The organism is Serratia sp. CY76391 (assembly GCF_052166695.1).
Classification (GTDB): Bacteria; Pseudomonadota; Gammaproteobacteria; order Enterobacterales; family Enterobacteriaceae; genus Serratia; species Serratia nematodiphila.
Genome location: NZ_JBJNOJ010000014.1, coordinates 142,873 through 167,702, shown reverse-complemented (window position 1 = coordinate 167,702; position 24,830 = coordinate 142,873). Strand labels below are relative to the sequence as shown.

The window sequence follows — 24,830 nt, the reverse complement described above, 5'->3', positions numbered from 1 at the left end:
CACGCCGATAACCCCGAGGAATGCCGATGGACTACCTGCCGATTTTCTGCCAACTGCAACACAAAGCCTGCCTGCTGGTCGGCGGCGGCGAGATCGCCGAACGCAAGGCGCGCCTGCTGCTGGACGCCGGCGCGGCGCTGACCGTCAACGCCCTGGCCTTCAGCCCGCAGTTCCACCTGTGGGCGGAAGAAGGCCTGGTGACGCTGGCCGAAGGTGAATTCAGCCCGGCCCTGCTGGCGGAAAAATGGCTGGTGATCGCCGCCACTGACCGGCTGGAGGTCAACGCGCGGGTGTACCAATGCGCCAACCAGCAGCGGGTATTCTGCAACGTGGTCGACGACCCGAAACGCGCCAGCTTTATCATGCCGTCGATTATCGACCGTTCGCCAATCATGGTGGCGGTGTCCTCCGGCGGCAAAGCGCCGGTGTTGGCGCGGCTGCTGCGCGAGAAGCTGGAAGCGCTGCTGCCGCAACACCTCGGCAAGCTGGCACAGCTCGGCGGATCGCTGCGTCAACGGGTGAAACAGCGCTTCAGCAGCCTCGGCGCGCGCCGCCGCTTCTGGGAACGGTTGTTCGCTCACGATCGGCTGGCGCAATCGCTGGCCAATGACGACGCCGCGCTGGCCGAACGCCAGCTCGAGCAACTGTTCAGCGAACAGCCGGCAGATCGCGGTGAAGTGGTGCTGGTGGGCGCCGGGCCGGGCGATGCCGGCCTGCTGACGCTGAAAGGGCTGCAACAGATCCAGCAGGCCGACGTGGTGGTTTACGACCGGCTGGTCTCCGAAGCGATCATGACGCTGGTGCGCCGCGACGCCGAGCGCATCTTCGTTGGCAAACGCGCCGGCCATCACTGCGTGCCGCAGGAACAGATCAACCAAATTCTGCTGCAGCAGGCGCGGCAAGGCAAACGCGTGGTACGGCTGAAGGGCGGCGATCCCTTTATCTTCGGCCGCGGCGGCGAAGAGCTGGAGACGCTGGCGGACGCCAACGTGCCGTTCTCGGTGGTGCCGGGCATTACCGCCGCCTCCGGCTGTTCCGCCTACAGCGGCATCCCGCTCACCCACCGCGACCACGCGCAGAGCGTGCGTCTGGTGACCGGCCACGCCAAGGCCGACGGTGGATTGGACTGGGCGACGCTGGCCGCCGGGCAACAGACGCTGGTGTTCTATATGGGGCTGTCGCAAGCGGCGGAAATCCAGCGTCGGCTGATCGCGAACGGACTGCCGGCCGCCACGCCGGTGGCGCTGGTGGAAAACGGCACCTCTTGCCGCCAGCGGGTGATCGAAGGCGAGCTCCACCAACTGGGCGCCTTGTCCCTGCAGGCCGCCAGCCCCAGCCTGATCATCGTCGGCAGCGTGGTCAGCCTGCGCAGCAAGCTCAATTGGTTCGCCAGCGAGGAATCGCCCGCCAGCCTGGCGCAAATGGCGTAATACCGACGTAAAAAAAGCGGCCTTAGGCCGCTTTTTTATTTGCGCCGGCGTTACGCCTGCGGCGGTACGAAACCGACGGCCTGATAGACCTTCGCCAGGGTTTCCTGCGCGCGTGCACGGGCCTTGGCGGCGCCGTCGCGCATGACCTGCTGCAGATAGGCTTCGTCGTTGCGGAAACGGTGGTAGCGCTCCTGCAGCTCAGCCAGCATGCCGGAGACGGCTTCCGCCACCGCGCCTTTCAGGTGGCCGTACATCTGGCCTTCAAACTCGGCTTCCAACTGCGCGATGCTCTTGCCGGTCACGCCGGCGAGGATATCCAGCAGGTTGGAGACGCCCGCCTTGTTGACCACGTCGTAACGCACGACAGGCGGCTCTTCCGAGTCGGTCATTGCGCGTTTGATCTTCTTGGTCACCGCTTTCGGATCTTCCAGCAGGCCGATCACGTTGTTGCGGTTATCGTCCGACTTGGACATCTTCTTGGTCGGCTCCTGCAGCGACATCACGCGCGCGCCGGATTTGGGAATAAACGGCTCCGGCACTTTGAACACGTCGCCGTACAGCGCGTTGAAACGCTGGCCCACGTCGCGGCTCAGCTCCAGGTGCTGTTTCTGATCTTCGCCCACCGGCACCTGGTTGGTTTGATACAGCAGGATGTCTGCCGCCATCAGCACCGGATAGCTGAACAGCCCGGCGTTGATGTTCTCCGCGTAGCGCGCGGATTTGTCCTTGAACTGCGTCATGCGGCTCAGTTCGCCGAAATAGGTGTAACAGTTCAGCACCCAGCTCAGCTGCGTGTGCTCAGGCACGTGCGACTGCACGAAGATGGTGCTTTTTTCCGGATCGATACCGCAGGCCAGATACAGCGCCAGCGTATCCAGCGTGGCCTTGCGCAGCTTCTCGGCGTCCTGGCGCACGGTGATGGCATGCAGATCGACGATGCAGTAGATGCAGTCGTAGTCGTCCTGCATCTGCACCCACTGACGCAGCGCACCCATGTAGTTGCCGATGGTCAGTTCGCCGGACGGCTGCGCGCCGCTAAATACGATGGGCTTACTCATGTTTAAATTTCCTGATTCTCTAAAGATGACAGCCCAAGAGCGGGCAACAAATCGGCGAAGCGCTCCAACACCCGATCGGGGTGGCTCAGGGCGATCGATTCGCCGTAGTTATAACCGTAGGTAAAGCCGACGCTCGGGCAACCGGCGCCCTGCGCGGCTTGAATATCGTTGCGTGAGTCGCCGACGAACAGCAGTTCATGCGCGCGCAGGCCAAGCCTGCCGAGCACCAGGTACAAAGGCGCCGGGTGCGGTTTCTTTTCCGTCACGTCGTCGCCGCCGATCACCAGCGAGAAATAGTCGCCAATGCCCAAAGATGCCAGCAGCGGCGCCACGAACGGCGTCGGCTTGTTGGTCACCAGCGCCATCGGGTAACCGTGCGCGGCCAAGCGGGCCAGCGTCTCTTGCACCTGTGGGAACAGACGGCTGCCGCTGTCGACGGTCTGCGCGTAGAAATGGTCGAAGCGTTCACGCAGCCGGCTGCACTGCTCCGGCGTGCCTTCCGCCTCCGCCCAGCGCAGCGCGCGCTGCACCAGCACGTCGGCGCCGTTGCCGATCCAGGTGCCGACCCGCTCCTCACCCGCTTGCGGCAGGCCCGTCTCTTCCAGCGCCATATCGATGGCGGCCGCCAGACCCGGCGCGCTGTCGACCAGCGTGCCGTCCAGATCGAAGGCCAATGCGCGGATCGCGCCGAAATCAGCCATGGGTAACCTTCGCCAGCTCACTGCGCATTTCGTCAATCACCTTGCGGTAGTCCGGCTGGCCAAAGATGGCGGAACCGGCGACGAACATATCGGCGCCTGCGGCGGCGATTTCGGCGATGTTATCCACTTTCACCCCGCCGTCGACTTCCAGGCGGATATCGCGACCGCTGTCGTCGATCAGTTTGCGTACCTGGCGCAGCTTGTCCAGAGTGCCGTGGATAAACGACTGGCCGCCGAAGCCCGGGTTGACCGACATCAGCAGGATCACGTCAATTTTATCCATCACGTAATCGAGGTAGCTTAGCGGCGTCGCCGGGTTGAACACCAGGCCGGCCTTACAACCGTGCTCTTTGATCAGCTGAATGGTGCGATCAACATGTTCGGAAGCTTCGGGGTGGAAAGAGATATAAGACGCGCCGGCCTTGGCAAAATCTGGCACGATGCGATCTACCGGCTTGACCATCAGATGCACGTCAATCGGCGCGGTAATGCCGTAGTTGCGCAGCGCTTCGCACACCATAGGACCGATGGTCAGATTAGGCACGTAGTGGTTGTCCATGACGTCGAAGTGCACCACGTCGCCGCCTGCGGCCAGCACGTTAGCGGTATCTTCACCTAACCGGGCAAAATCTGCCGACAGAATGGACGGGGCAATCAAAAACTTTTTCATCCGCTTCTCCAAACGTAGGGTCGAGTTGTTATGCGCCGGGGTGCCCCCGGCTTAGCGATACAGCGCCAAAAGCTCGTTCACTTTGCTGCGGCCGAGAATATTGCGGCTGATCGTGCGGCGCGCTTTCACCACATACAGCGCAGCATGCTGGTACCAGTCGCGCGTCAGCTCGGTATCGTGATTGGAGATCAATACCGGTACCTGGCTCTCTACCGAGAGCTGGTGCGCCAGATGCGCCAAACTCTGCTGATCGGCGATGCTGAAGCTGTTGGTGTGGTAAGCGGTGAAATTCGCCGTCGCCGACAGCGGCGCGTAAGGCGGATCGCAATACACCACGGCACCGGCCACGGCCTTCGCCATGGTATCGCGGTAATGCTCGCAGACAAAAGTGGCATTGCGCGATTTTTCGGCAAACCAGTAGAGCTCTTCTTCCGGGAAGTACGGTTTCTTGTACCGGCCGAACGGCACGTTAAACTCGCCGCGCAGGTTATAGCGGCACAGGCCGTTATAGCAGTGACGGTTCAGGTACAGGAACAGCAGCGCCCGGCGGTAAGGCTCGGTGCTAGTATTGAACTCTTCTCGCAGCAGGTAAAACTGATCCGAGTTATTGAATTCATCGGCGAAAAGCGTGCGGGCATCGCGCACGAAGTCATCCGTGCGCAGCTTAACGATGTTATACAGGTTGATAAGATCGCTATTGATGTCGGCGAGAATGTAGGCGTCGTAATCCGTATTCAGAAAGACGGATCCCGCACCCACGAAGGGCTCGATTAAGCAGTCTCCCGCCGGCAGATGGCGACGAATCTCATCTACCAGCGGGTATTTTCCACCAGCCCATTTTAAAAAAGCGCGGTTTTTCTTCATGCCGTCAATTAGCTACTTATACAATTCAGAGCGGCGGATTGTACTCTGTTTCAGACAGCACATCAGCGCACAAATTTAAATGATTTATTTTTTAAGATCTTGCTGCACTTGGTGTACAGGTCGGACCCACGGTTTTTTCGCCTGCACATCCGCCGGCAACGAAGCAATGGCGCGCTTCGCTTCTGCGGAAGAAGCATAGTTACCGCTCACCAGTACGTACCACGGCTTGCCGTCACGCTTGGTGGCGTACACCAGGTAATTCTGCAGCTTCTGCTGTTTGGCGTAGGCGTTCAGCGTATCGGAACGCGAAGCGCTGCTCAGCTGCAAGGTATAGTGGCTGCCCGGCGCAGACTGCACAGAGCTGCCGCTGCTGGCGACCGCTCCCGCTTTCGCGGTGGAAGACGGCTTGGCCGGCGGCGTATACACCGTGGTCGGTGATTTATGCTGCGTTGCGGTCGGTTTGGCGGCGGCAGTTTTCGCCGGCGTTTTATGCTGTTGCGGCGCGGTTCCCTGCACAGGACGCGTCGCTTCGCGCGCTGCGGCACCGCTCATCACCGTCGCCGGTGCGGTCGGCAACGTCGACGCTGCGCCGGTCATGCCTTGGGTCGCCGCATCCACCTGCCCCTGCTGCTGCGACAACGCATCCGCCATGTTGCCCGGCAAATCGACGCGCTGCTGCGCACCGCCCTGCTGAGGCTGCGTTTGCGCTTCGGTCGGCGTGCCGGAGATCGGCGGAACGCTGACGTTCTGCGGTTGCTGCGGCTGAGCCGCGCTCACGCCGTTGTTATCGTGGGTATCCGTGGTACCGCCCGGCACGCCGTTGTTGGCGGTAGTCAGCGACGAAGAACCGGACAGGTTGATATCGCGGGCCCCGCCGTTTTGCGCGCCGTTCTCCTGAGCCGCTTCATGTTTGGTCGGCGCCTTCAGGGCGGAACCGATGCCGATAATCAGCAGCAGCAGCACCAAAATGCCGATGCCAATCATCAAATGTTGGCGCGAAACGGCGAAGCGCGGCGCGGCGGCCGGCTTGCGCGAGCGCGTAGGGCGACGATCGCTGCTATCAGGTCTGAGATCGTCTTCCGGTTTAAACTCGTCCATCTGAAACCCTCCAACTAGAGGCAAAAGCCCACCACCGTAGACCTACCGTGGCACGGGCAGATTAACCCGATGATGGCAAAGCGACACCCGTCATGCTCTGCTCACTGTATTAATATAGATGCAAATGGCGGCTAAGCCACTGTTACTTAGTCCGATTTAATTACGCGTCTGCTCAGGCAGGCAGGCAGGCGGCGATCGACGCCAACACCAGCTCATGCCCTACGCCGCCGCGCACTTCCGCCGCCCCGATCGCGGTCGGCAGCACCAGGCGCAGTTCACCCGCCAGCACTTTCTTGTCGCGCAGCATGTGCGGCAGATAGGATTCCGGCGTCATTTCCTGCGGCCCGCAGACCGGCAAGCCGGCGCGCAGCAGCAGCGTTTTGATGCGTTCGATATCTTCAACGGAGAACTGGCCGAGACGGTGCGCGGTTTCCGCCGCCATCACCATGCCGGCAGCCACCGCTTCGCCGTGCAGCCATACGCCGTAGCCCATTTCGGCTTCGATGGCGTGGCCGTAAGTATGGCCCAGATTCAGCAAGGCACGCAGGCCGCTTTCGCGTTCGTCGGCGGCCACCACCTCGGCCTTGAGCTCACAGCAGCGGCGGATACAGTAGGCCAACGCCTGCATATCCAGCGCCATCAGCGCATCGATGTTGTTTTCCAACCAGACGAAGAACTCGCGATCGAGGATGATCCCGTATTTGATGACTTCTGCCAGGCCGGAAGAGAGTTCACGCGTCGGCAAGGTTTTCAGGCAATCCAGATCAACCACCACCGAAGCGGGTTGATAGAAAGCGCCGATCATGTTTTTGCCGAGCGGGTGGTTGACGGCGGTCTTGCCGCCCACGGAAGAGTCCACCTGCGACAACAGCGTGGTGGGAACCTGAATAAAGCGCACGCCGCGTTGGTAGCACGCGGCGGCAAAGCCGGTCAGATCTCCGACAACGCCGCCGCCGAGGGCGATCAGCGTGGTATCACGCCCGTGCGGTTTTTCCAGCAGCGCCGAAAACACCTGCTCCAACACCGCCAGAGATTTGTACTGCTCACCATCGGGAAGGATCACCTGATCCACCACGACGCCGCCCTGCTCCAACACCTGCCGGACACGCTCAAGATAAAGCGGCGCCAGGGTCTGGTTGGTGACCAACATCGCTTGCTCACCCGCCTTCAACGGCATAAAAGAAGCCGGATCGTTAAACAATCCGGCGGCGATGGTAATCGGGTAGCTGCGCTCCCCAAGCGTTACAGTAATTCTCTCCATGTCGCGCTCAGTTCTCTGTATGGTGCGGCGGTGGTTGATCCCCGCTGCGGCGGGGAACACAAATCAGTTTTCCGCATTGGCCGACGGCGAACGCGGAAAGCGGCAATCAGTTGCTTTCCAGCATGTTGATGATCTGGTTGGCAACCACTTTAGCGCTCTGATCGTCGGTGCGGATGGTGACATCGGCAATCTCTTCATACAACGGATTGCGCTCTTTCGCCAAGGCTTCCAGCACTTCACGCGGCGGAGAATCGACCTGCAGCAGCGGGCGTTTTTTATCACGCTGGGTACGAGCAAGCTGCTTCTCGATCGTGGTTTCCAGATAGACCACCACACCGCGCGCGGACAGACGGTTGCGCGTTTCGCGCGACTTCACCGAACCGCCGCCGGTCGCCAACACAATCCCTTGTTTTTCCGTCAGTTCATTAATGACTTTTTCTTCACGATCGCGGAAACCTTCTTCCCCTTCCACGTCGAATACCCAGCCCACGTCAGCTCCGGTACGTCGCTCAATTTCTTGATCGGAGTCGAAGAACTCCATATTGAGTTGCTGAGCTAACTGACGGCCAATAGTGCTTTTGCCGGCACCCATAGGCCCAACCAGAAAGATATTGCGTTTCTCTGCCATGTTTTTCGGTATTACTAAGACAATTCGTTAATGTTAACCCGCCCCGCCAATCAAATCAGCGGCGGGACCTAAACTGAAACCTCATGAGCGATAGTGCGAGATCAGACGAAAAATTATCTCAACACTCTTGGTAGTTTGGCAACCGAATAAATCGCAATCCACGCCGCGGGAGGGAAACCATATGTTTTTAACGGCGTCTTGACGCTAACAAAAAACCTCGGTGCTCAATTCGGTAACCCTTGTAAGCTAAATCGGCCGCAGCGTCAAACGCAGATCCCCCCAAGGAGATAAAAAAGTGTATCTGCTCATCAACTTTAGGAGATTTGCCGCCCGGCCGACAGGCCGCCGCTTATCCCTTAATCAGAGTCGGCGTAATGAAGATCACCAGCTCGCGTTTTTTCTGTTGTGCGCCGCTTTGTCGGAACAAGCCTCCCAATAACGGCACATCCCCCAACCCCGGCACCTTGTCCGCCGTCTTGCCGCTATGCCGTTGAAAAATACCGCCGAGCACCAGGGTTTCACCGTTTTTCACCGTGATCTGCGTCTTAATCTCCTGTTTATCGATGGTCAGTGCCTCACCCGCCCCGCGGCTGATAGCGCGCCCCGGCATATTTTGGCTGATGTGCAGCGTCAGCGTGATGCGCCCGTCCGGCAACACTTTCGGTGTCACCTCCATGCCCAGCACCGCCTCTTTGAACTCGATGGCAGTCGCACCGCTGGCGCCGCTTGACACTTCGTAAGGGATCTCGGTTCCCTGCTTGATACTGGCGGTTTGCAGGTGCGCCGTCAGCAGGCGTGGACTGGCGATGATCTCCACCTGATTCTCCTGCTCCAGCGCCGTCAGCTCCAGGCTCAGCAAACGCCCGCTGATGCGCGCCAGATGGAAACCGGCGTTCACCGCGCTGCGCTCCAGCGGCAGGTTGACACCGACATTGCCCGGCCGCAACGGCCGCGCCGGCCTGTCGTCGGGCGCCAACCCCCAACGCACGCCAAGCTCACGCAGGCTTTCGCGGTTGATGGTCACGATATGCGCCGCCAGTTGCACCTGCGCCAGCGGCGCGTCCATTTCCGTTACCCGCTTTTTCAACTGCGTCAGGATTGGCGTGGTGTCGCGCAGCAGCAGCGTATTGGTGCGTTTATCCGCCAACACGCTGCCACGCTCGCTCAGCAACGCACCACGTTGGGCATTGAGGCTTTCGGCAATTTCCGCCGCATCGCCGTTCTGTAACGTCAAGGTCAGGCTGTGCAGCGGTTGCCGCTGCGCCAACGCCTCTCGCTGCTGCCTTTTTTCCTGTGCGTCCGGCTCCGGCGAGATCAGTATCACGTTGCCTTCCCGCGTCATCGCCAGTTTGCCCATGCGCAGGGTCAACGCCAGCGCCTGCGGCCAGGGCACATTCTCCAGCCGCAGCGTCAGGTTGCCGCTCACGCCGGGCGCGGCGATCAGGTTCATCTGCCGATAATCCGCCAACGCCTGCAGGATGACCGTGACCGGCGCATCCTGAAATTCCAGGGAAACCCGCTGCTTATCCTGCGCCTGCGCGGTGCCAAGCGCCAGGCACCACAGCGCCAAGCCCAATCCAGCACATCCTTTCATGGTTTGCCATCCTTGTTGTCCATCATCAGCGAGACGTCGCCCTGGCTCGCCGGGCAATCTGGTTCGGCCGTCAGCGCCGTTAACGTCAGGCTACGTGCCTGCACCTGCGTCACCTGCCAGCGCTCGGCCAGCACCCGTTGCTGCGGCCGCAGGCGCAACCATTGCCCCGCCGGCGTCACCACCCAGCCATAGCGCAGCGTCGGTTGCCCGATGACGCCTTTCAGTCGCCAGCCCGCCGGCGACGCCTCCGTTTGGGCACAAGCAGGCATCGGCAGCGGCGCAAACGGGTCGCGCGGCTCAGCGCACAATGCCCATGGCCATAACAACCACCACCAACGGCCGGGTCTTTTACTCATTGGGCTGCTCCTCGGTGGCATCCTGCAAAACCAACCGCGCCGTCATGCCAAGGGACGGCGTCTCCACGCTCAGCTGCTCAAGGCGTAAATCGGTGGGCAGCGTCTCCAGCAGCGCCAGCAAACCGGCGTAGTCAATGCGCAAGCTCAGCGTTTGCCGCGGCGGTTTTTCCTGCCGCTGCCAGCGCAACAACGCGCCTCCCGCCCGTTGCAGCACGCTCGCCAGATCGCCGGTGGTGGACGGAGGTAGCGGCGCCGCCGGGATAGCGGTTTCCGGCACCTCGTCCAGTTGGCGTTGCACCATGGCGATCTGTTGCAACAGACGCTGTTGCCGCTCCGCCGCGCTTTCCCGCTGACGCCATTCGTCTTGCAGCATCCAGCCGCCGCCCAACAGCGCCAACGTGCCGATACCCAACCCTTGTGACAGCAGCAATAGCCAGCCCGGCAAGCTCAGCCAGAGACGCAGCCCGGATGACAAACGGTTATCCATCACGCCCCCACTGCGCCGCCAGATGAAAGGTGTACAGGCCGTCGTCGCGTTGCGCCACCTCAGCCAAACGCAACCGCGGCAACGCAGGCATCCCCGCCAGCCGCCGTTCGAACTGCGTGATGGCCGCAGGAGAGCGGCTTAATCCACGCAGCCGCAGGCCGTTCACCGCATCACTCTCCATCGCCGTGAGCCACAGCGGTGGAGGAATGCTGGAGGACAATTGCTGCAGCAGCTGAAAATAACGCCGGTTATGTTGGGCGTTGCTCGCCTGCCGTTCGGCGCGGGCGCGGTGCAGCGCCCGCTGCGCCCGCTCTTGCTGTTGCTGACGGGCGAGCAACGTCAGTGCCGCCAGCTCTTCACCCAGCATCGCCAGCCGCGCATGCCGCTGCGCCTGTTGGTGACGCAACTGGCCGGCGACCAGGAACAGCGCCAGCAGCAGTGCCGTTAGCTGCAACAGCAGCACGCCCAACCAGAAATAGCCACGTCGCCGCTCGCGGCGTTGTCGCCAGGGCAGAAAGTTGACCTGATACATCAGCGATCCTCCTCGCGCAGCGCCAGGCCACCGGCCAACGCGAACGCCGAAGGATGCCAGGCAACGGCGGACGCAGCTGCGTGAAGGCGCTGAGCGGCGACCAGGCAAGGCAACCGGCGGGCAAGGCACCTGCCAGCACGCTGCCGGCATAGATCGGCCGATCGTCGCCCGCCGGCATCTGGGCTTGCAGCGCCCGCAGCGCCTGCGCGTCATCGTCGCCCGGCGCCAGACCAAAGGCGAACGCGCCATCGGCCGGCGCTACCCACAGCCATTCTCGTTCGAGACGGTGCATCAGCCCCGCAGCGGGCGGCACGCCTGCCGCCGTCGCCATCATCCGCAGCGCGCAGGGGGTGATATCGACCGCTTGCGGATGCAGGCCAGCCTGACGCAGACAATGCAGCCACTGCTGCAGCTCCTGCCGCCGCGCGGCGGTCAGCAACAGCGCCGCCTCATCCGCCGGCGCGGTGCGATAGTCGAGCGCCAGCGTCTGGCCGTCGAGCGGAAACTGCTTCACACCGTGGCCGCCGATATAGTCGCTGCGTTCCGGCTCGCGCAGCCGCGCGTCCGGCTGCGCCATGCGTTGCTGCAACACACGCTGCGCCGGCAGGGCAATGCGTAAGGAAATATGTCGCGGCAGTTGGACGCGCCATTGCCGCAGCGCCCGGATAAGAAATTCGGAAGGTTCCAGACAGCCATCGCGTAAAACCGCCTGCGGCAGCGCCTGCTGCCACCAGTGGCGCAACTGCCAGCCGTTGCGACGCCGTTGGGCCGCCACCGCCCGCACGCAGTCGATTTGTATATCCAGCCCCACCTGCCATGCTTGAGGGAACATGTTTCGCAAGCCTCCATAACATCAGATGATAAAAGAACATATCCATGTCGCAGGCTTGCCTTTATACTACCGCGCGGTTGTTTATAAACTGCCCAAATGACTTAGAAATGGGAAATCTCAGGTGAAGTTCGTAAAGTATTTACTAATCCTTGCAGTATGTTGCATCGTGCTGGGAGCAGCCTCGATTTTCGGCTTGTACAAATATGTCGAGCCGCAGCTGCCCGACGTCGCAACGCTGAAAGATGTGCGGCTGCAGATACCGATGCAGGTCTACAGCGCCGATGGCGAACTGATCGCCCAATACGGCGAGAAACGCCGCATTCCGCTGAAACTGGATCAAATTCCGCCGGTGATGGTGCACGCATTCATCGCCACCGAAGACAGCCGCTTCTATGATCACCATGGCGTCGATCCGGTCGGCATCTTCCGCGCCGCCTCCATCGCGTTGGTCTCCGGCCACGCTTCGCAGGGGGCCAGTACCATTACCCAACAGCTGGCGCGTAACTTCTTCTTAAGCCCGGAACGCACCCTGATGCGTAAAATCAAGGAAGCCTTCCTGGCGGTGCGCATCGAGCAGATGCTCACCAAGGATGAAATCCTTGAGCTGTATCTGAACAAGATCTATCTGGGTTACCGCGCCTACGGCGTGGGCGCCGCCGCGCAGGTCTATTTCGGCAAAGACGTCAGCCAGCTGACCCTGAGCGAAATGGCGACCATCGCCGGCCTGCCGAAAGCGCCGTCCACCTTCAACCCGCTCTATTCGCACGATCGCGCCGTTGCCCGTCGCAACGTGGTGCTGTCGCGCATGCTGGACGAACACTACATCACGCAGGCGCAGTACGATCAGGCGCGCTCCGAAGACCTGGTCGCCAATTACCATGCGCCGGAAATCAGCTTCTCCGCGCCGTATCTCTCCGAGATGGTGCGTCAGGAGATGATCAAGCGTTACGGTGAAAACGCCTATACCGATGGTTACAAGGTTTACACCACCGTCACCAAACGGCTGCAGCTGGCGGCGCAGGAGTCGGTACGCAACAACGTGCTGGCCTATGACATGCGCCACGGTTACCGCGGCCCATCCAACGTGTTGTGGAAAGTCGGCGAAGCGGCCTGGGATCGCAAACAGATTGTCGATTCGCTGAAAAACCTGCCGAACTACGGCCCGCTGGCGCCGGCGGTGATCACCGCCGCCAACCCGCAGGAAGCGACGGCGATGCTGGCCGACGGCAGCAGTATTGCCCTGCCGATGGCGACCATGCGCTGGGCACGCCCATACCGTTCGGACACTCAGCAAGGCCCAACGCCGAAACGCGTCACCGACGTAGTGCAGGCCGGCCAGCAAGTGTGGGTGCGTAAAGTGAACGAAGCCTGGTGGCTGTCGCAGGTGCCGGACGTCAACTCGGCGCTGGTCTCTATCAACCCGAACGACGGCGCGGTGAAAGCGCTGGTTGGCGGCTTCGACTTTAATCAGAGCAAGTTCAACCGCGTCACGCAGGCCCTGCGTCAGGTGGGCTCGAACATCAAACCGTTCCTGTACACCGCCGCGATGGATAAAGGCCTGACGCTGGCCACCATTCTGAATGACTTGCCGATTACCCGTTGGGATGCCGGCGCCGGCACCGACTGGCGGCCGAAGAACTCGCCGCCGACCTACGACGGCCCGATTCGCCTGCGACAGGGGTTGGGGCAATCGAAGAACGTGGTGATGGTGCGCGCGATGCGCGCGATGGGCGTCGATTACGCGGCGGAATATCTGCAGCGCTTCGGCTTCCCGGCGCAAAATATCGTGCATACCGAATCGCTGGCGCTGGGGTCCGCCTCCTTCACCCCGATGCAGCTGGTGCGCGGCTACGCGGTGCTGGCGAACGGCGGTTACCTGGTCGATCCGTACTTCATCACCAAAATTGAAGACGATAACGGCAATACGGTGTTCGAAGCCAAACCGAAAGTGGTGTGCGGCAGCTGTAACCTGCCGGTGATCTACGGCGATACCCACCGTTCGGCGGTGCTGTCCGACGACAACATCGAAAACGTCGCCACCTCGCAGGAAGGCAACAACAGCACGGTGCCGATGCCTCAGCTGGAGCAAGTCACCCCGGCTCAGGTACAGCAGGACGGCGACCAACAGTATGCGCCGCACGTCATCAGCACACAGCTGGCCTTCCTGATTCACGACGCGCTGAACAGCAACATCTTCGGCGAACCGGGTTGGATGGGTACCGCCTGGCGCGCCGGCCGCGATCTGAAACGTCATGATATCGGCGGCAAAACCGGTACCACCAACAGTTCCAAGGACGCCTGGTTCTCCGGCTATGGCCCGGATACCGTGACCTCGGTGTGGATCGGTTTCGACGATCACCGCCGCGACCTGGGCCGTTCGACGGTATCCGGCGCTATCCCGGATCAGATTTCCGGCGGTGAAGGCGGTGCCAAGAGCGCCCAGCCGGCGTGGGACGACTTTATGAAAACCGCGCTGGAAGGCATCCCAGAGCAGAAAGTCACGCCGCCGCCGGGCATCATCAGCGTCACCATCGACAAGAGCAGCGGCAAGCTCTCAGGCGGTGGCGGCGGCAGCCGTTCCGAATACTTCATCGAAGGAACGCAGCCGACGGACTACCCATCGCGCGATACCGGCACCACGTTGACCGATCCGGGCGGCGAAAGCCACGAGCTGTTCTGATCGAAAAGGGCCAGAGAAATCTGGCCCTTTTTTTATTCGGCGTGAAGCGTATCAGCGCGACGCGCGCAAAAATGCCTCGGAAAGGAACAGCGCGCTGACGTTGCGCGCCTCACGGAAATCCGGTTCCGCCAGCAGCGCCATCATGTTGGCGATCGGCCAGCGCACCTGCGGCAAGGGCTCCGGCTCATCCCCTTCCAGGCTCTGCGGATAGAGATCGTGCGCCAGCACGATATTCATTTTGCTGGAAAAGTAGGACGGCGCCATCGTCAGCTTACTGAGAAAATCAAAGCGTTTCGCGCCGTACCCCACCTCTTCCATCAGCTCGCGGTTGGCCGCCTCCAGCACCCCTTCACCGGGATCGATCAGCCCTTTCGGGAACCCCAGCTCATAGGATTCGGTGCCGACCGCATATTCGCGGATCAGCAGCAGGTCATCGCCAATCACCGGCACGATCATCACCGCTTCGCGATCCGAAGGCCGCATGCGCTCATACACCCGCCGAACACCGTTGCTGAATTCCAAATCGACCGACTCGACGTTAAACAAACGCGAACGCGCGACCGTTTCCACTTTCAGAATTTTAGGTTTTTGCAGGTGTTTATCCATGATTGCCTCAAAGAGGTTACCCAGGCGCGGACGGGGCAACCGAAAAAATGATTGGCGTAACGCACGGCTCGTTGGCGCTCAAACGCTGACCAAATTCGATCCTGATCACATTGTGCGTTAAGGGCAAGCTCTGCCGCAACGCGCATGCACAGTAATTTACTTTCTTTTAACAAGCGTAGCCAGCGGCCGGCGATTTTCCGTACTGATTCAGCAAACAGCGCGCAAGAAAATAGGATAATACCGATATCGACGACAGAGGCCGGTTGCTAGTATCACGCAGGCAAGAATCAGTGATAAAATGGCCTTGCATCATGAAGGAATGAGATCCAGAGCGAGAATCTGTTTGTTCCCTCATTAGTTCTGGGTGCCTCCTGGCGGTTTACTCCGTATAATATTCAGCTTTTCATCAGGTTGGCGAAATTCACGGGTGTGAGATGGGGATTGCATGAGCACAATAGTGTTGATATTGGCCTTAGTGCTTGTCTGCCTGATTGCCGCCGGCCTGTACCTGTGGTTCAAGGCTCGCAACCCGTCGGCGCTGGCGCACGCATTGCCGTTTATCAAGCCTGCCCACCGCAAGCTGACCGACGAAGAGCGCGCCGCGGTCGAGTTCTATCTCAGTCAGCAAAACAAACTGAGCAACAAACTGTTGCCCGGCGGCGGTGCTACGCTGCCCGCGGCCAAGCTGGCGCTCACCCCGCAAAGCGATAACGTATATCCGGTCACGCACGCCATCACCCGCTACGGGCTGGCCAGCGACGATCCCAATAAATGGCGCTATTACCTCGACGCGGAAGAGGTGCATCTGCCGCCGTTTTGGGAACCCTATATCACCGCCGACAACCATGTGGAAGTGATCAGAACCCAGACGCTGCCGCTGGTGATTTCGCTCAACGGGCACTCGCTGAAAGATCACATTCACGATCGGCCGCAGCCGCCGGTGGTGGCCGCCACGCCGACCAAAAACGCGTCCATCCGCAAGGAAGAGAGCGAGCATGTCGAGCTGGTCAATATTCGCAAGGAAACGCAGGAAGAGCATGCGCTGAACCGGCCGAACGGCATCCGCGAAGCCGTCATCATCTCCGCCGCACTGCTGCTGCTGTTCTTCAGCCTGATAAGCCCGGTGCTGGTTATCCCCTGGATGATTTTTGTGGCGGTGCTGATGATCGCCTGGGGATGCTGGAACCTGTTCCGCCGTCCGGCGTCGCGTGAGCTGAAAGAGATCCACTGCCTGCGCGGCACGCCAAAGCGCTGGGGCCTGTTCGGCGAGTCCGATCAGGGGCAGATCAGCAACATTTCGCTCGGCATCATCGATCTTATCTACCCACCGCATTGGCAGCCGTACCTGACTCAGGATCTGGGCAAGACCACCGATGTGGACGTCTACCTCAATCGGCAGGTAGTGCGCCAGGGGCGCTTCCTCTCGCTGCATGACGAAGTGAAGAATTTCCCGCTGCAGCAGTGGGGCCGCAACGCGGTGCTGGTCGCCAGTTCGGCGCTGGTACTGCTGTTGCTGTTGATCTATATCCCGCTCAACCTGCCGCTGACCCTCAGCATGGCCTGGCTGCAGGGTGCGCAAAAAGTGGAAGTGACCAGCGTGCAGGCCCTGGAAGCCACGCCGCTGCGCATCGGCGACACGCTGAAAGTACGCGGCAGCGGCATGTGCTATGTGCCGCCGCCGGCCAACGGTGGCGGCACCGTCAATTTTGCGCCGTTCGACTGCTCCGGCATCTATTGGAACAACGCCGCCCCGCTGCCGCAGCCGGAATCGGAAGTCATAGACAAAGCGACGGCCCTGCTGGCCACGGTCAACAGCCAGCTGCATCCAAGCGGCGCCGATCAGAAGGTCAACCCGCAGCTGGCCAGCGCCATCGAGAAATCCGGCATGATCCTGTTGGATGACTTCTCTGATATCGTTTTGAAAACGCAGGATTTATGTCAGGCAGAAAACGACTGCGTGCGGTTAAAAAACGCCTTGGTCAACCTGGGCAACGCCAAAAACTGGAGCGGCCTGATGAAACGCGCCAGGTCCGGCGCGCTGCAAGGCGTCAACGTCCTGCTGCGCCCGGTGAGCGCCGAGTCGCTGGAAAGCCTGACCAAAGTGGCCACGTCATCGTTCATCTTCAATGAAACGCGCCTGGCCGCCGCGGCGCTCAACAGCCCGCCACCGGGCGGTTTCCTGATCCGCAGCGACGAAGGCCGCCAACTGGTCAGCCACCCGCAATCCTCGGTGCCGCAAAGCGAATACAACGCCCTCGACCAGTGGAATGAGCTGCAGCGCCTTTCCACTCTGCTGTTGCATACCCCGTTCCAGGCCCAAGGGGTGATCACCAGCCTCAGCGTCGATGCCAACGGCACCCGCCACGTGGCGCTGCACAGCGAACCGGACATGATCACCCTGTGGCGTTACCTCGGCACCAGCCTGCTGTTGCTGGCGGTGGTCGTCAGCCTGGGCTATAACGCCTGGCGGCTGGTGCAGCGTCGGCGCATCAATCAACACCGCGTCGCCGATATCCAGCGTTACTACGACAGCTGCTTCAACCCGCAGCTCAATCCGATGTCGATGCGGCCGATGCCCTGAACCTGACGCCGGGGCCTCCGCCCTGTCATCTGCTTATGCTACGCTAACGCTATTATTCTCATCTGCGGACCGCCCGTCGGTTCGCCCGTGGAGTTTTTATGGTTCCCGAGTTTGATTGGCCGCAGATCGATACCGTGCTGCTGGATATGGACGGCACCTTGCTGGATCTGGAATTCGACAGTCACTTTTGGCTCAGCCTGGTGCCGCAAGCGCTGAGCGAAAGGCGCGCCATTCCGTTTGACGAAGCCCGCAATATTATTGAGCGGGAATATCAGGCGGTGCAGCACACCATGAATTGGTATTGCTTCGATTACTGGAGCGAGCGGTTGGATCTGGATATCTACCGCATGACCAGCGAAGTGGGCAGCCGCGCCCGGCTGCGCGAGGACACCGAGCCATTTTTACGGGCGCTGCGCGGCGCCGGCCTGCAAACCATTTTGCTGACCAACGCCCATCCGCACAGCCTGGCGGTGAAAATCGAGCATACCGGTCTGGATCGGCACCTTGATTTATTGTTTTCCACCCACACATTTGGTTATCCGAAAGAAGATCAGCGTCTGTGGCAGGCGGTGCAACAGCACACCGGGTTCAACCCGCAGCGCACGCTGTTCGTCGACGACGGCGAGCCGATCCTCGACGCGGCGCGCACTTTCGGCATTCGTTACTGCCTGGGCGTGCAAAACCCGGACTCCAGCACGGCGGAGAAAAGCTTCCAGCGCCATCCGTCGATGCGCGACTATCGCCTGCTGATACCGGCGCTGGCCAAGGGGGAAGCATGAAGGAAAAAGCGACGCGCGACGACGCGGTCCGGCTGGATAAGTGGCTGTGGGCCGCACGCTTCTACAAGACCCGCGCACTGGCGCGCGAAATGATCGACGGCGGCAAGGTGCATTACAACGGCCAGCGTGGCAAGCCGAGCAAGATTGTCGAACTTAACGCCGAGCTCAAGCTGCGGCAGGGCAACGAAGAACGTACGGTGATCGTGCTGGCGCTGACCAGCCAACGCCGCGGCGCCGGCGAGGCGCAGCAAATGTATCAGGAAACCGAAGCCAGCATCGCCAACCGCGAAAAAATGGCGCTGGCGCGCAAGATGAACGCGTTGACCATGCCGCATCCGGATCGTCGTCCGGACAAAAAGGAGCGGCGCGACCTGATGAAATTTAAATTTGGTGAGCCGGAATAACCCCTCACCGCAATGAGAGAAGATTATGTCCAACCATGACCAATTGCACCGTTACCTGTTTGAAAACTACGCGGTGCGCGGCGAGCTGGTTACCGTCAGCGAAACCTATCAGCAGATCCTGAATAACCACGACTACCCGGCGCCGGTGCAAAAGCTGCTGGGCGAGCTGCTGGTCGCCACCAGTCTGTTGACCGCCACCCTGAAGTTCGACGGCGACATCACCGTTCAGCTGCAAGGCGACGGCCCGCTGAAGCTGGCAGTGATCAACGGCAACAACCGCCAGGAGATGCGCGGCGTTGCGCGCACCCAGGCGCCTATCGCCGACGACAGCACCTTGCATCAGATGATCGGCAACGGCGTCATGGTCATCACCATTTCCCCGACGGAAGGCGAGCGCTATCAGGGCGTCGTCGGCCTGGAAGGTGAAACCCTGGCCGAATGCCTGGAAGCCTACTTCCGCCAGTCCGAGCAGCTGCCAACCCGCCTGTTCATCCGCACCGGCGAAGCGGAAGGCAACGCCGCGGCGGCCGGTATGCTGCTGCAGGTGCTGCCGGCGCAGGACGGCAACCTCGATGATTTCGATCATCTGGTGCAACTGACCAACACGGTCAAAAGCGAAGAGCTGTTCGGCCTGCCGGCCAACGAAGTGCTGTACCGCCTGTACCATCAGGAAGAGGTCACCTTGTACGAACCGCAGGACGTGCAGTTCCGCTGCACCTGTTCCCGCCAGCGTTGCGCCGACGCGCTGCTGACCCTGCCGACCGACGAAGTGGCGGACATGCTGGAGCAGGACGGCAATATCGACATGCACTGCGACTACTGTGGCAGCCACTATGTCTTTGACCCGGTTGATGTTGCCGCGTTGTATGCAGGTAACACCGGCGAAAGCGACCAGTTGCACTAAGTTACACCCTTTCGGCGGGCGCGCCCGGCGCCCGCCAACGCCCGCCGTTTGCACGTTTGCTTTTTTCCGTGTGCTATCTCTCAGATCGTAACGAAATACCGCCTAAAACGTTAAATATTTGATACCCATCGCGGTTACGCACCGTTAGATCCCTACAATTGCCGCCAGAAATTCTGTGACCAAGGAGTAGTAACATGCGCGTTAAAGGTATAACCCCTCAGGATCTGGCCGCTTACGGCATTCACGACGTTAGCGAAATCGTTCACAACCCGAGCTATGAACTGCTGTTTAAGGAAGAAACAGACCCATCTCTGGAAGGTTTTGAGCGTGGGGTAGTCACCAAGCTGGGTGCCGTCTCCGTCGATACCGGCATCTTCACCGGCCGTTCGCCGAAAGACAAATACATCGTCCGCGACGACATCACCCGCGATACCGTGTGGTGGGCCGATCAGGGCAAAGGCAAGAACGACAACAAACCCCTCAGCCCGGAAGTGTGGGCCGATCTGAAACACCTGGTCACCGAACAACTGTCCGGCAAGCGCCTGTTCGTGGTGGATACCTTCTGCGGCGCTAACGCCGACTCGCGCCTGAAAGTGCGCTTCATTACCGAGGTGGCCTGGCAGGCGCACTTCGTGAAAAACATGTTTATCCGCCCGAGCGACGAAGAGCTGGCTGACTTCGAACCGGACTTCGTGGTGATGAACGGCGCCAAATGCACCAACCCGAACTGGCAGCAGCAAGGCCTGAACTCGGAGAACTTCGTCGCCTTCAACCTGACCGAGCGCATGCAGCTGATCGGCGGCACCTGGTACGGCGGCGAAATGAAGAAAGGCATGTTCTCGATGATGAACTACCTGCTGCCGCTGAAAGGCATCGCCTCGATGCACTGCTCGGCCAACGTGGGCGAGAAAGGCGACGTGGCGGTGTTCTTCGGCCTGTCCGGCACCGGCAAGACCACCCTCTCCACCGATCCTAAGCGTCAGTTGATCGGCGATGACGAGCACGGCTGGGACGACGACGGCGTGTTCAACTTCGAAGGCGGCTGCTACGCCAAGACCATCAAGCTGTCTGAAGAAGCCGAGCCGGACATCTACCACGCCATCAAACGCGATGCGCTGCTGGAAAACGTCACCGTGCTGGCCGACGGCAGCATCGATTTCAATGACGGTTCGAAAACCGAAAACACCCGCGTTTCTTACCCGATCTATCATATCCAGAACATCGTCAAGCCGGTGTCCAAGGCGGGTCACGCCACCAAGGTGATCTTCCTGACCGCCGACGCCTTCGGCGTGCTGCCGCCGGTATCGCGTCTGACCGCCAACCAGACTCAGTACCACTTCCTGTCCGGCTTCACCGCCAAACTGGCCGGCACCGAGCGCGGCGTAACCGAACCGACGCCAACCTTCTCCGCCTGCTTCGGTGCCGCGTTCCTGTCGCTGCACCCGACGCAGTACGCCGAAGTGCTGGTGAAACGCATGCAGGCCGCCGGCGCCCAGGCTTACCTGGTCAACACCGGCTGGAACGGCACCGGCAAACGCATCTCGATCAAAGATACGCGCGGCATCATCGACGCTATCCTGAGCGGTGAGATCGACAAGGCGGAAACCGTCACTCTGCCGATCTTCGATCTGGCGATGCCGACCGCGCTGCCGGGCGTGAATCCGGAGATCCTCGATCCGCGCAATACCTACGCCAGCCTCGAGCAGTGGCAGGAAAAAGCGCAGGATCTGGCCGAGCGCTTCATCACCAACTTCGACAAATACACCGACACGCCTGCAGGCGCCGCGCTGGTCAGCGCTGGCCCGAAGCTGTAATTCGGTAGCATTACCTCTTCAGCTAAGGCGCGGATCCCGCGCCTTTTTTTATTTTTTCGTGATTGCTTTTTGACCAGCGAGACGAGAAAATAAGTCAATGCAATCATTGATAGCAAAGGAGGTTTAAATGGCGACTATCACCGTCAGAAATCTGGACGACGAAATCAAAGAACTGCTGCGTATTTCAGCGGCGAAAAACGGCCACTCCATGGAAGAGGAAGCGCGCATGATCCTGAAGCAGGCGCTGGTGAAAAAGCCGCCGCGCTATGGGTTAGGAACACGCATGCATCAGTACTTCGCCGAATTCGGCGGCGTTGAGCTGGAGATCCCCCCACGTGATGAAGCCCCTCATCGTATCGTCAACTTTGATGAAGATGATGAAAAATGATTGTGCTGGATACCAACGTCGTTTCGGAATTGCTGCGACCGGCGCCTCACTACAATGTATTGCGCTGGTTAGATGAGCAGGATACGTATCGGTTCTATTTGAGCGCCATCGTGGTTGCGGAGTTGTATACGGGCATCGCCTGCATGCCTCACGGCAAGAAACAGCTCGAACTGCAAACTAACCTCGGCGACATGCTGCAGGAAGAGTTTTCAGACAGAATCTTACCCTTTGACGTCGGCTGTGCGATGCAGCATGCGGAATTAATGGGCGCCAATCGCCGCCGAGGCATTGGCGTCAGCATGCCGGATACCCAAATCGCCGCCACCTGCCTGCATTATGGCGCCACCCTGGCCACCCGCAATACCAAAGACTTCCTCCACTGCGGCATCGAGTTAATCGATCCGTGGCAGGCGCCGACCGGCCGTCGGTTGCATGAAGATGCGGCGGAATACTACGTGATGAGCAGAAAGTCCTGACGGGGCCGCAGCGGCGCGGCCCACACCAGAGGTCAGGCGTTTTCCCTGGCCGTTTGATGGCCGTTGGTCGACTCTTTTTTCTCCATCGGCAACGGAATATACGCGCGGATCAACAGCCCGCCGCGCTCGCTGGTGCCGATATCCAGTTCGCCGTCATGCGCGTCGATAATGCGCTGCACGATCGCCAGCCCCAGCCCGGTGCCGCTGGTGCTGCGCGCGCTGTCACCGCGTACGAACGGCTGCAACAGGTGCTTCAACTCGTCCGGCTTGATGCCCGGTCCGTCATCTTCCACCTGGAACCAACCGCGCTGCAGCTCACGGCCGCTGCTGACCTTGATCCAGCCATTGCCGTAACGCGCCGCGTTCACCACCATATTCACCGCCGCCCGCTTAATCGACAGCGGATGCACATTCATCATCAGCTCGCCCGGCGACAGCGCGGTTTCAATCACCCGCTCATAGCCGCTCTCGGCCGCGACCACTTCGCCTAAAATGGCGTTCAGATCGCTGCTTTCGGTCGGCATTTCCTGCCCGGTGCGCAGATAATCGATGAACTGCTCGATGATGGCGTTGCACTCTTCGATGTCTTTATTGATCGACTCGGCCAGATAGCCGTCTTCGGCGCTCATCATCTCCGTCGCCAGCCGGATGCGCGTCAACGGCGTGCGCAGGTCGTGGCTGACCCCGGCCATCAGCAACGTGCGGTCATCCGCCAGTTGCTTGACGCCCGACGCCATCTGATTGAATGCGCGAGTCACCGACCGCACTTCGGAAGCGCCATACTCGCGCAGCGGCGGCGGAATAATGCCCTTGCCCACCTGCAGCGCCGCATGTTCCAGCTCCACCAGCGGGCGGTTTTGAATACGAATAAACAGCCAGGCGCCGCCGATCGCCAGCAGCATGATCGCCAGCGTATAGCGGAACAGCGGCGAGAAGTCGCCCTGGTGGATTTCCGTCAGCGGCACGCGCACCCAGATATCGGGCTGCAGCCAGGTTTTCAGCCACACCACCGGGGAGTTCTTGTTCACCTCCACCCGCACATCGGTCGGCCCGCCGAGCTGCTGCGCCATCTGCTGGCTGAGGAACTGGTAGTGCTGCGCCCAGCGCAGGCCGCTCTCCTCCGCCGCCGAGTTGGTGTAGAGAGAGATGCCCAGTTCGCGGTAGATCTCACGGCGGAACGCCGGCGGCACTTCCAGCAACGTGCCGTCTTCCAGTTGCAGCCGATCGGTCATCAGCATACGCACTTCGTAGGCCAATACCTTGTTGAACTGCTGCAGGCTGGGCAGGATGGCGAAGTTCAGCACTACCAGATAGGTCGTCACCAGGCTGACGAACAGCAAGGTGACGATCAACAACAGGGTTCGGGCAAACGAGCTACGCGGTGAAAAGCGCAATCGCCTCATGCCTTGCTGCCGTCCGGTACGAAGACATAGCCGAGACCCCACACGGTCTGGATATAACGCGGATGCGCCGGATCTTCTTCAACCATGCGGCGCAGGCGAGAGATCTGCACGTCGATGGAACGCTCCATGGCGCTGTATTCGCGGCCACGCGCCAGGTTCATCAGCTTATCGCGCGACAGCGGTTCACGCGGGTGGCTGACCAGCGCCTTCAGTACCGCGAACTCGCCGCTGGTCAACGGCATCGGTTCGTCTTCGCGGAACATCTCGCGGGTGCCGAGGTTCAGTTTGAATTTGCCGAACGCGATCACCGCCTCTTCCTGCGAAGGCGCGCCCGGCAGTTCGTTCGCCTGACGGCGCAGCACCGCGCGGATACGAGCCAACAGCTCACGCGGGTTGAACGGTTTAGGAATGTAGTCGTCGGCGCCGATTTCCAGCCCCACGATGCGATCGACCTCTTCGCCTTTGGCGGTGACCATAATGATTGGCATCGGGTTGCTCTGGCTGCGCAGGCGGCGGCAGATGGACAGGCCGTCTTCGCCCGGCAACATCAGATCGAGCACCATCAAATGGAAGGATTCACGAGTCAGCAAGCGATCCATTTGCTCAGCGTTGGCAACGCTGCGAACCTGGAAGCCCTGCTCGGTTAAATAACGTTCTAAAAGCGCGCGCAGGCGCATGTCATCATCGACAACCAGGATCTTATGATTCTCTTGCATGGTATTACTCCCAAAGGCTTTATTGCCTGACTCGAATATTGTTAGAAAACCTTGCCATTTGAGACAGCGTTTAATGGTATGTATTCTAGACGAAATTGTTACAAAGCTTATTCTTTTCCCCATTTATCAACAATTTTCAGTGAATGTCGACGGGGGTTCGTTAAAATTTCGCCCTTTATCGGCGCAATGTGGGGTGACGGCCCAATTTTGCACAATTTCGCCACCGGCGAACCGACCGGTGGCGTTTAGCTGTCGGATCAGGAAGTCTGCAGGAAACGCGCCAGCTGCCGGCGCAACTGCCGGTTCTCTTGCTGCAACGCATCAACCCGATCGAGCAACGTCAGCGCCATGGCGATCCCCGGCCAGTCCAGATCCAGCTCGGCACGCAGCCTGCGTGCGCGCTGCAGATGGCTCAGCGCCGGATAATCAAACTCCCAGCGCGGCTGCGCCGGCTCCAGCGGCACGATAACGCCCAGGCCGACGATCTCGACCAGCTCGTCCTCTGAAATCTCCACCCGCTGGCACAGTTCCACCACGGTGAATGTGATCTCTTTTTTCATCATCTGCT

Annotated in this window: 24 protein-coding genes and 1 pseudogene; 9 read left to right on the top strand and 16 right to left on the bottom strand. The window is 60.5% G+C overall.

The genetic code is table 11. The features are described from left to right. Positions 1-26: 26 nt before the first annotated feature. Positions 27-1,430, top strand: coding sequence for a siroheme synthase CysG (cysG, locus tag ACJ8PN_RS22680; RefSeq protein WP_171454877.1), 1,404 nt, complete (start codon positions 27-29; stop codon positions 1,428-1,430). A gap of 50 nt (positions 1,431-1,480) precedes the next feature. Here the strand turns inward: cysG and trpS are convergent, their stop codons facing one another. The 12 genes and pseudogenes from trpS to pilM all read right to left on the bottom strand — a co-directional run bounded on the left by trpS (position 1,481) and on the right by pilM (position 11,511). Continuing rightward, complete coding sequence (gene trpS, locus ACJ8PN_RS22675; RefSeq protein WP_004930324.1) at positions 1,481-2,488, bottom strand: tryptophan--tRNA ligase; 1,008 nt, start codon at positions 2,486-2,488, stop codon at positions 1,481-1,483. A 2-nt stretch (positions 2,489-2,490) separates the two neighbouring features. Then, positions 2,491-3,189 (bottom strand): phosphoglycolate phosphatase, encoded by a 699-nt coding sequence (locus ACJ8PN_RS22670; RefSeq protein WP_351108964.1) that lies wholly within the window; start codon positions 3,187-3,189, stop codon positions 2,491-2,493. After that, on the bottom strand, positions 3,182-3,859 hold the full coding sequence (rpe, locus tag ACJ8PN_RS22665) for a ribulose-phosphate 3-epimerase (RefSeq protein WP_004930320.1): 678 nt from the start codon (positions 3,857-3,859) through the stop codon (positions 3,182-3,184). The genes ACJ8PN_RS22670 and rpe overlap by 8 nt, the downstream gene beginning before the upstream one ends. Positions 3,860-3,910: 51 nt before the next feature. After that, a complete protein-coding gene (gene dam, locus ACJ8PN_RS22660) occupies positions 3,911-4,723 on the bottom strand; it encodes an adenine-specific DNA-methyltransferase (RefSeq protein WP_004930319.1) in 813 nt (270 codons plus the stop codon). A gap of 84 nt (positions 4,724-4,807) precedes the next feature. Then, entirely contained in the window at positions 4,808-5,821 is a 1,014-nt protein-coding gene (locus ACJ8PN_RS22655; RefSeq protein WP_351108966.1) for an SPOR domain-containing protein, read from the bottom strand. Between the two features lie 172 nt (positions 5,822-5,993). Then, positions 5,994-7,082 carry a 3-dehydroquinate synthase gene (aroB, locus tag ACJ8PN_RS22650; RefSeq protein ID WP_342107754.1) on the bottom strand — a complete coding sequence of 363 codons (1,089 nt, stop codon included), beginning with the start codon at positions 7,080-7,082 and terminating at the stop codon, positions 5,994-5,996. A 106-nt stretch (positions 7,083-7,188) separates the two neighbouring features. Continuing rightward, the gene (gene aroK, locus ACJ8PN_RS22645) at positions 7,189-7,710 is read right to left on the bottom strand and encodes a shikimate kinase AroK (RefSeq protein ID WP_004391482.1); all 522 of its coding nucleotides are present in this window, start codon (positions 7,708-7,710) and stop codon (positions 7,189-7,191) included. Positions 7,711-8,059: 349 nt separating this feature from the next. Beyond that, positions 8,060-9,304: a DNA uptake porin HofQ gene (gene hofQ, locus ACJ8PN_RS22640; protein WP_351108971.1), complete on the bottom strand. Its 1,245-nt coding sequence runs from the start codon at positions 9,302-9,304 to the stop codon at positions 8,060-8,062. Next, positions 9,301-9,660, bottom strand: a complete 360-nt coding sequence (locus ACJ8PN_RS22635; RefSeq protein WP_033645613.1) for a HofP DNA utilization family protein — start codon at positions 9,658-9,660, stop codon at positions 9,301-9,303. The genes hofQ and ACJ8PN_RS22635 overlap by 4 nt, the downstream gene beginning before the upstream one ends. Further along, the gene (locus ACJ8PN_RS22630) at positions 9,653-10,147 is read right to left on the bottom strand and encodes a hypothetical protein (RefSeq protein ID WP_351108975.1); all 495 of its coding nucleotides are present in this window, start codon (positions 10,145-10,147) and stop codon (positions 9,653-9,655) included. The genes ACJ8PN_RS22635 and ACJ8PN_RS22630 overlap by 8 nt, the downstream gene beginning before the upstream one ends. Continuing rightward, complete coding sequence (locus tag ACJ8PN_RS22625; protein ID WP_351108978.1) at positions 10,140-10,679, bottom strand: PilN domain-containing protein; 540 nt, start codon at positions 10,677-10,679, stop codon at positions 10,140-10,142. Before ACJ8PN_RS22625 ends, ACJ8PN_RS22630 begins: the two co-directional genes overlap by 8 nt. Continuing rightward, positions 10,679-11,511: pseudogene (gene pilM, locus ACJ8PN_RS22620) on the bottom strand (pilus assembly protein PilM). Before pilM ends, ACJ8PN_RS22625 begins: the two are co-directional and overlap by 1 nt. Positions 11,512-11,632: 121 nt before the next feature. Here pilM and mrcA point away from each other — a divergent pair. Next, complete coding sequence (gene mrcA, locus ACJ8PN_RS22615) at positions 11,633-14,191, top strand: peptidoglycan glycosyltransferase/peptidoglycan DD-transpeptidase MrcA (RefSeq protein ID WP_031300057.1); 2,559 nt, start codon at positions 11,633-11,635, stop codon at positions 14,189-14,191. Between the two features lie 51 nt (positions 14,192-14,242). On the opposite strand, the gene nudE is transcribed toward mrcA, so the two are convergent. Further along, positions 14,243-14,797, bottom strand: coding sequence for an ADP compounds hydrolase NudE (gene nudE / locus ACJ8PN_RS22610; protein ID WP_015379304.1), 555 nt, complete (start codon positions 14,795-14,797; stop codon positions 14,243-14,245). 445 nt (positions 14,798-15,242) lie between these two features. Here nudE and ACJ8PN_RS22605 point away from each other — a divergent pair, with 445 nt between their 5' ends. The 7 genes from ACJ8PN_RS22605 (at position 15,243) to ACJ8PN_RS22575 (ending at position 22,143) form a co-directional block, all read left to right on the top strand. Next, complete coding sequence (locus ACJ8PN_RS22605; RefSeq protein ID WP_442535235.1) at positions 15,243-17,378, top strand: intracellular growth attenuator family protein; 2,136 nt, start codon at positions 15,243-15,245, stop codon at positions 17,376-17,378. A 98-nt stretch (positions 17,379-17,476) separates the two neighbouring features. Continuing rightward, positions 17,477-18,157 (top strand): GMP/IMP nucleotidase, encoded by a 681-nt coding sequence (gene yrfG, locus ACJ8PN_RS22600; RefSeq protein WP_004930298.1) that lies wholly within the window; start codon positions 17,477-17,479, stop codon positions 18,155-18,157. Then, complete coding sequence (gene hslR / locus ACJ8PN_RS22595) at positions 18,154-18,561, top strand: ribosome-associated heat shock protein Hsp15 (protein ID WP_015379306.1); 408 nt, start codon at positions 18,154-18,156, stop codon at positions 18,559-18,561. The genes yrfG and hslR overlap by 4 nt, the downstream gene beginning before the upstream one ends. A 25-nt stretch (positions 18,562-18,586) precedes the next feature. After that, positions 18,587-19,465, top strand: coding sequence for an Hsp33 family molecular chaperone HslO (hslO, locus tag ACJ8PN_RS22590; RefSeq protein WP_015379307.1), 879 nt, complete (start codon positions 18,587-18,589; stop codon positions 19,463-19,465). Positions 19,466-19,659: 194 nt separating this feature from the next. Beyond that, on the top strand, positions 19,660-21,279 hold the full coding sequence (gene pckA, locus ACJ8PN_RS22585; protein ID WP_015379308.1) for a phosphoenolpyruvate carboxykinase (ATP): 1,620 nt from the start codon (positions 19,660-19,662) through the stop codon (positions 21,277-21,279). A 127-nt stretch (positions 21,280-21,406) separates the two neighbouring features. Continuing rightward, positions 21,407-21,667, top strand: coding sequence for a FitA-like ribbon-helix-helix domain-containing protein (locus tag ACJ8PN_RS22580; RefSeq protein WP_015379309.1), 261 nt, complete (start codon positions 21,407-21,409; stop codon positions 21,665-21,667). Further along, positions 21,664-22,143 carry a type II toxin-antitoxin system VapC family toxin gene (locus tag ACJ8PN_RS22575; protein WP_076741273.1) on the top strand — a complete coding sequence of 160 codons (480 nt, stop codon included), beginning with the start codon at positions 21,664-21,666 and terminating at the stop codon, positions 22,141-22,143. Before ACJ8PN_RS22580 ends, ACJ8PN_RS22575 begins: the two co-directional genes overlap by 4 nt. Positions 22,144-22,175: 32 nt before the next feature. On the opposite strand, the gene envZ is transcribed toward ACJ8PN_RS22575, so the two are convergent. The 3 genes from envZ to ACJ8PN_RS22560 form a co-directional block, all read right to left on the bottom strand. After that, entirely contained in the window at positions 22,176-23,546 is a 1,371-nt protein-coding gene (gene envZ, locus ACJ8PN_RS22570; protein ID WP_031300055.1) for a two-component system sensor histidine kinase EnvZ, read from the bottom strand. Further along, a complete protein-coding gene (gene ompR, locus ACJ8PN_RS22565) occupies positions 23,543-24,262 on the bottom strand; it encodes an osmolarity response regulator transcription factor OmpR (protein WP_004709363.1) in 720 nt (239 codons plus the stop codon). The genes envZ and ompR overlap by 4 nt, the downstream gene beginning before the upstream one ends. A gap of 257 nt (positions 24,263-24,519) precedes the next feature. Beyond that, on the bottom strand, positions 24,520-24,825 hold the full coding sequence (locus tag ACJ8PN_RS22560) for a chaperone modulator CbpM (RefSeq protein ID WP_004930739.1): 306 nt from the start codon (positions 24,823-24,825) through the stop codon (positions 24,520-24,522). Positions 24,826-24,830 lie beyond the last annotated feature (5 nt).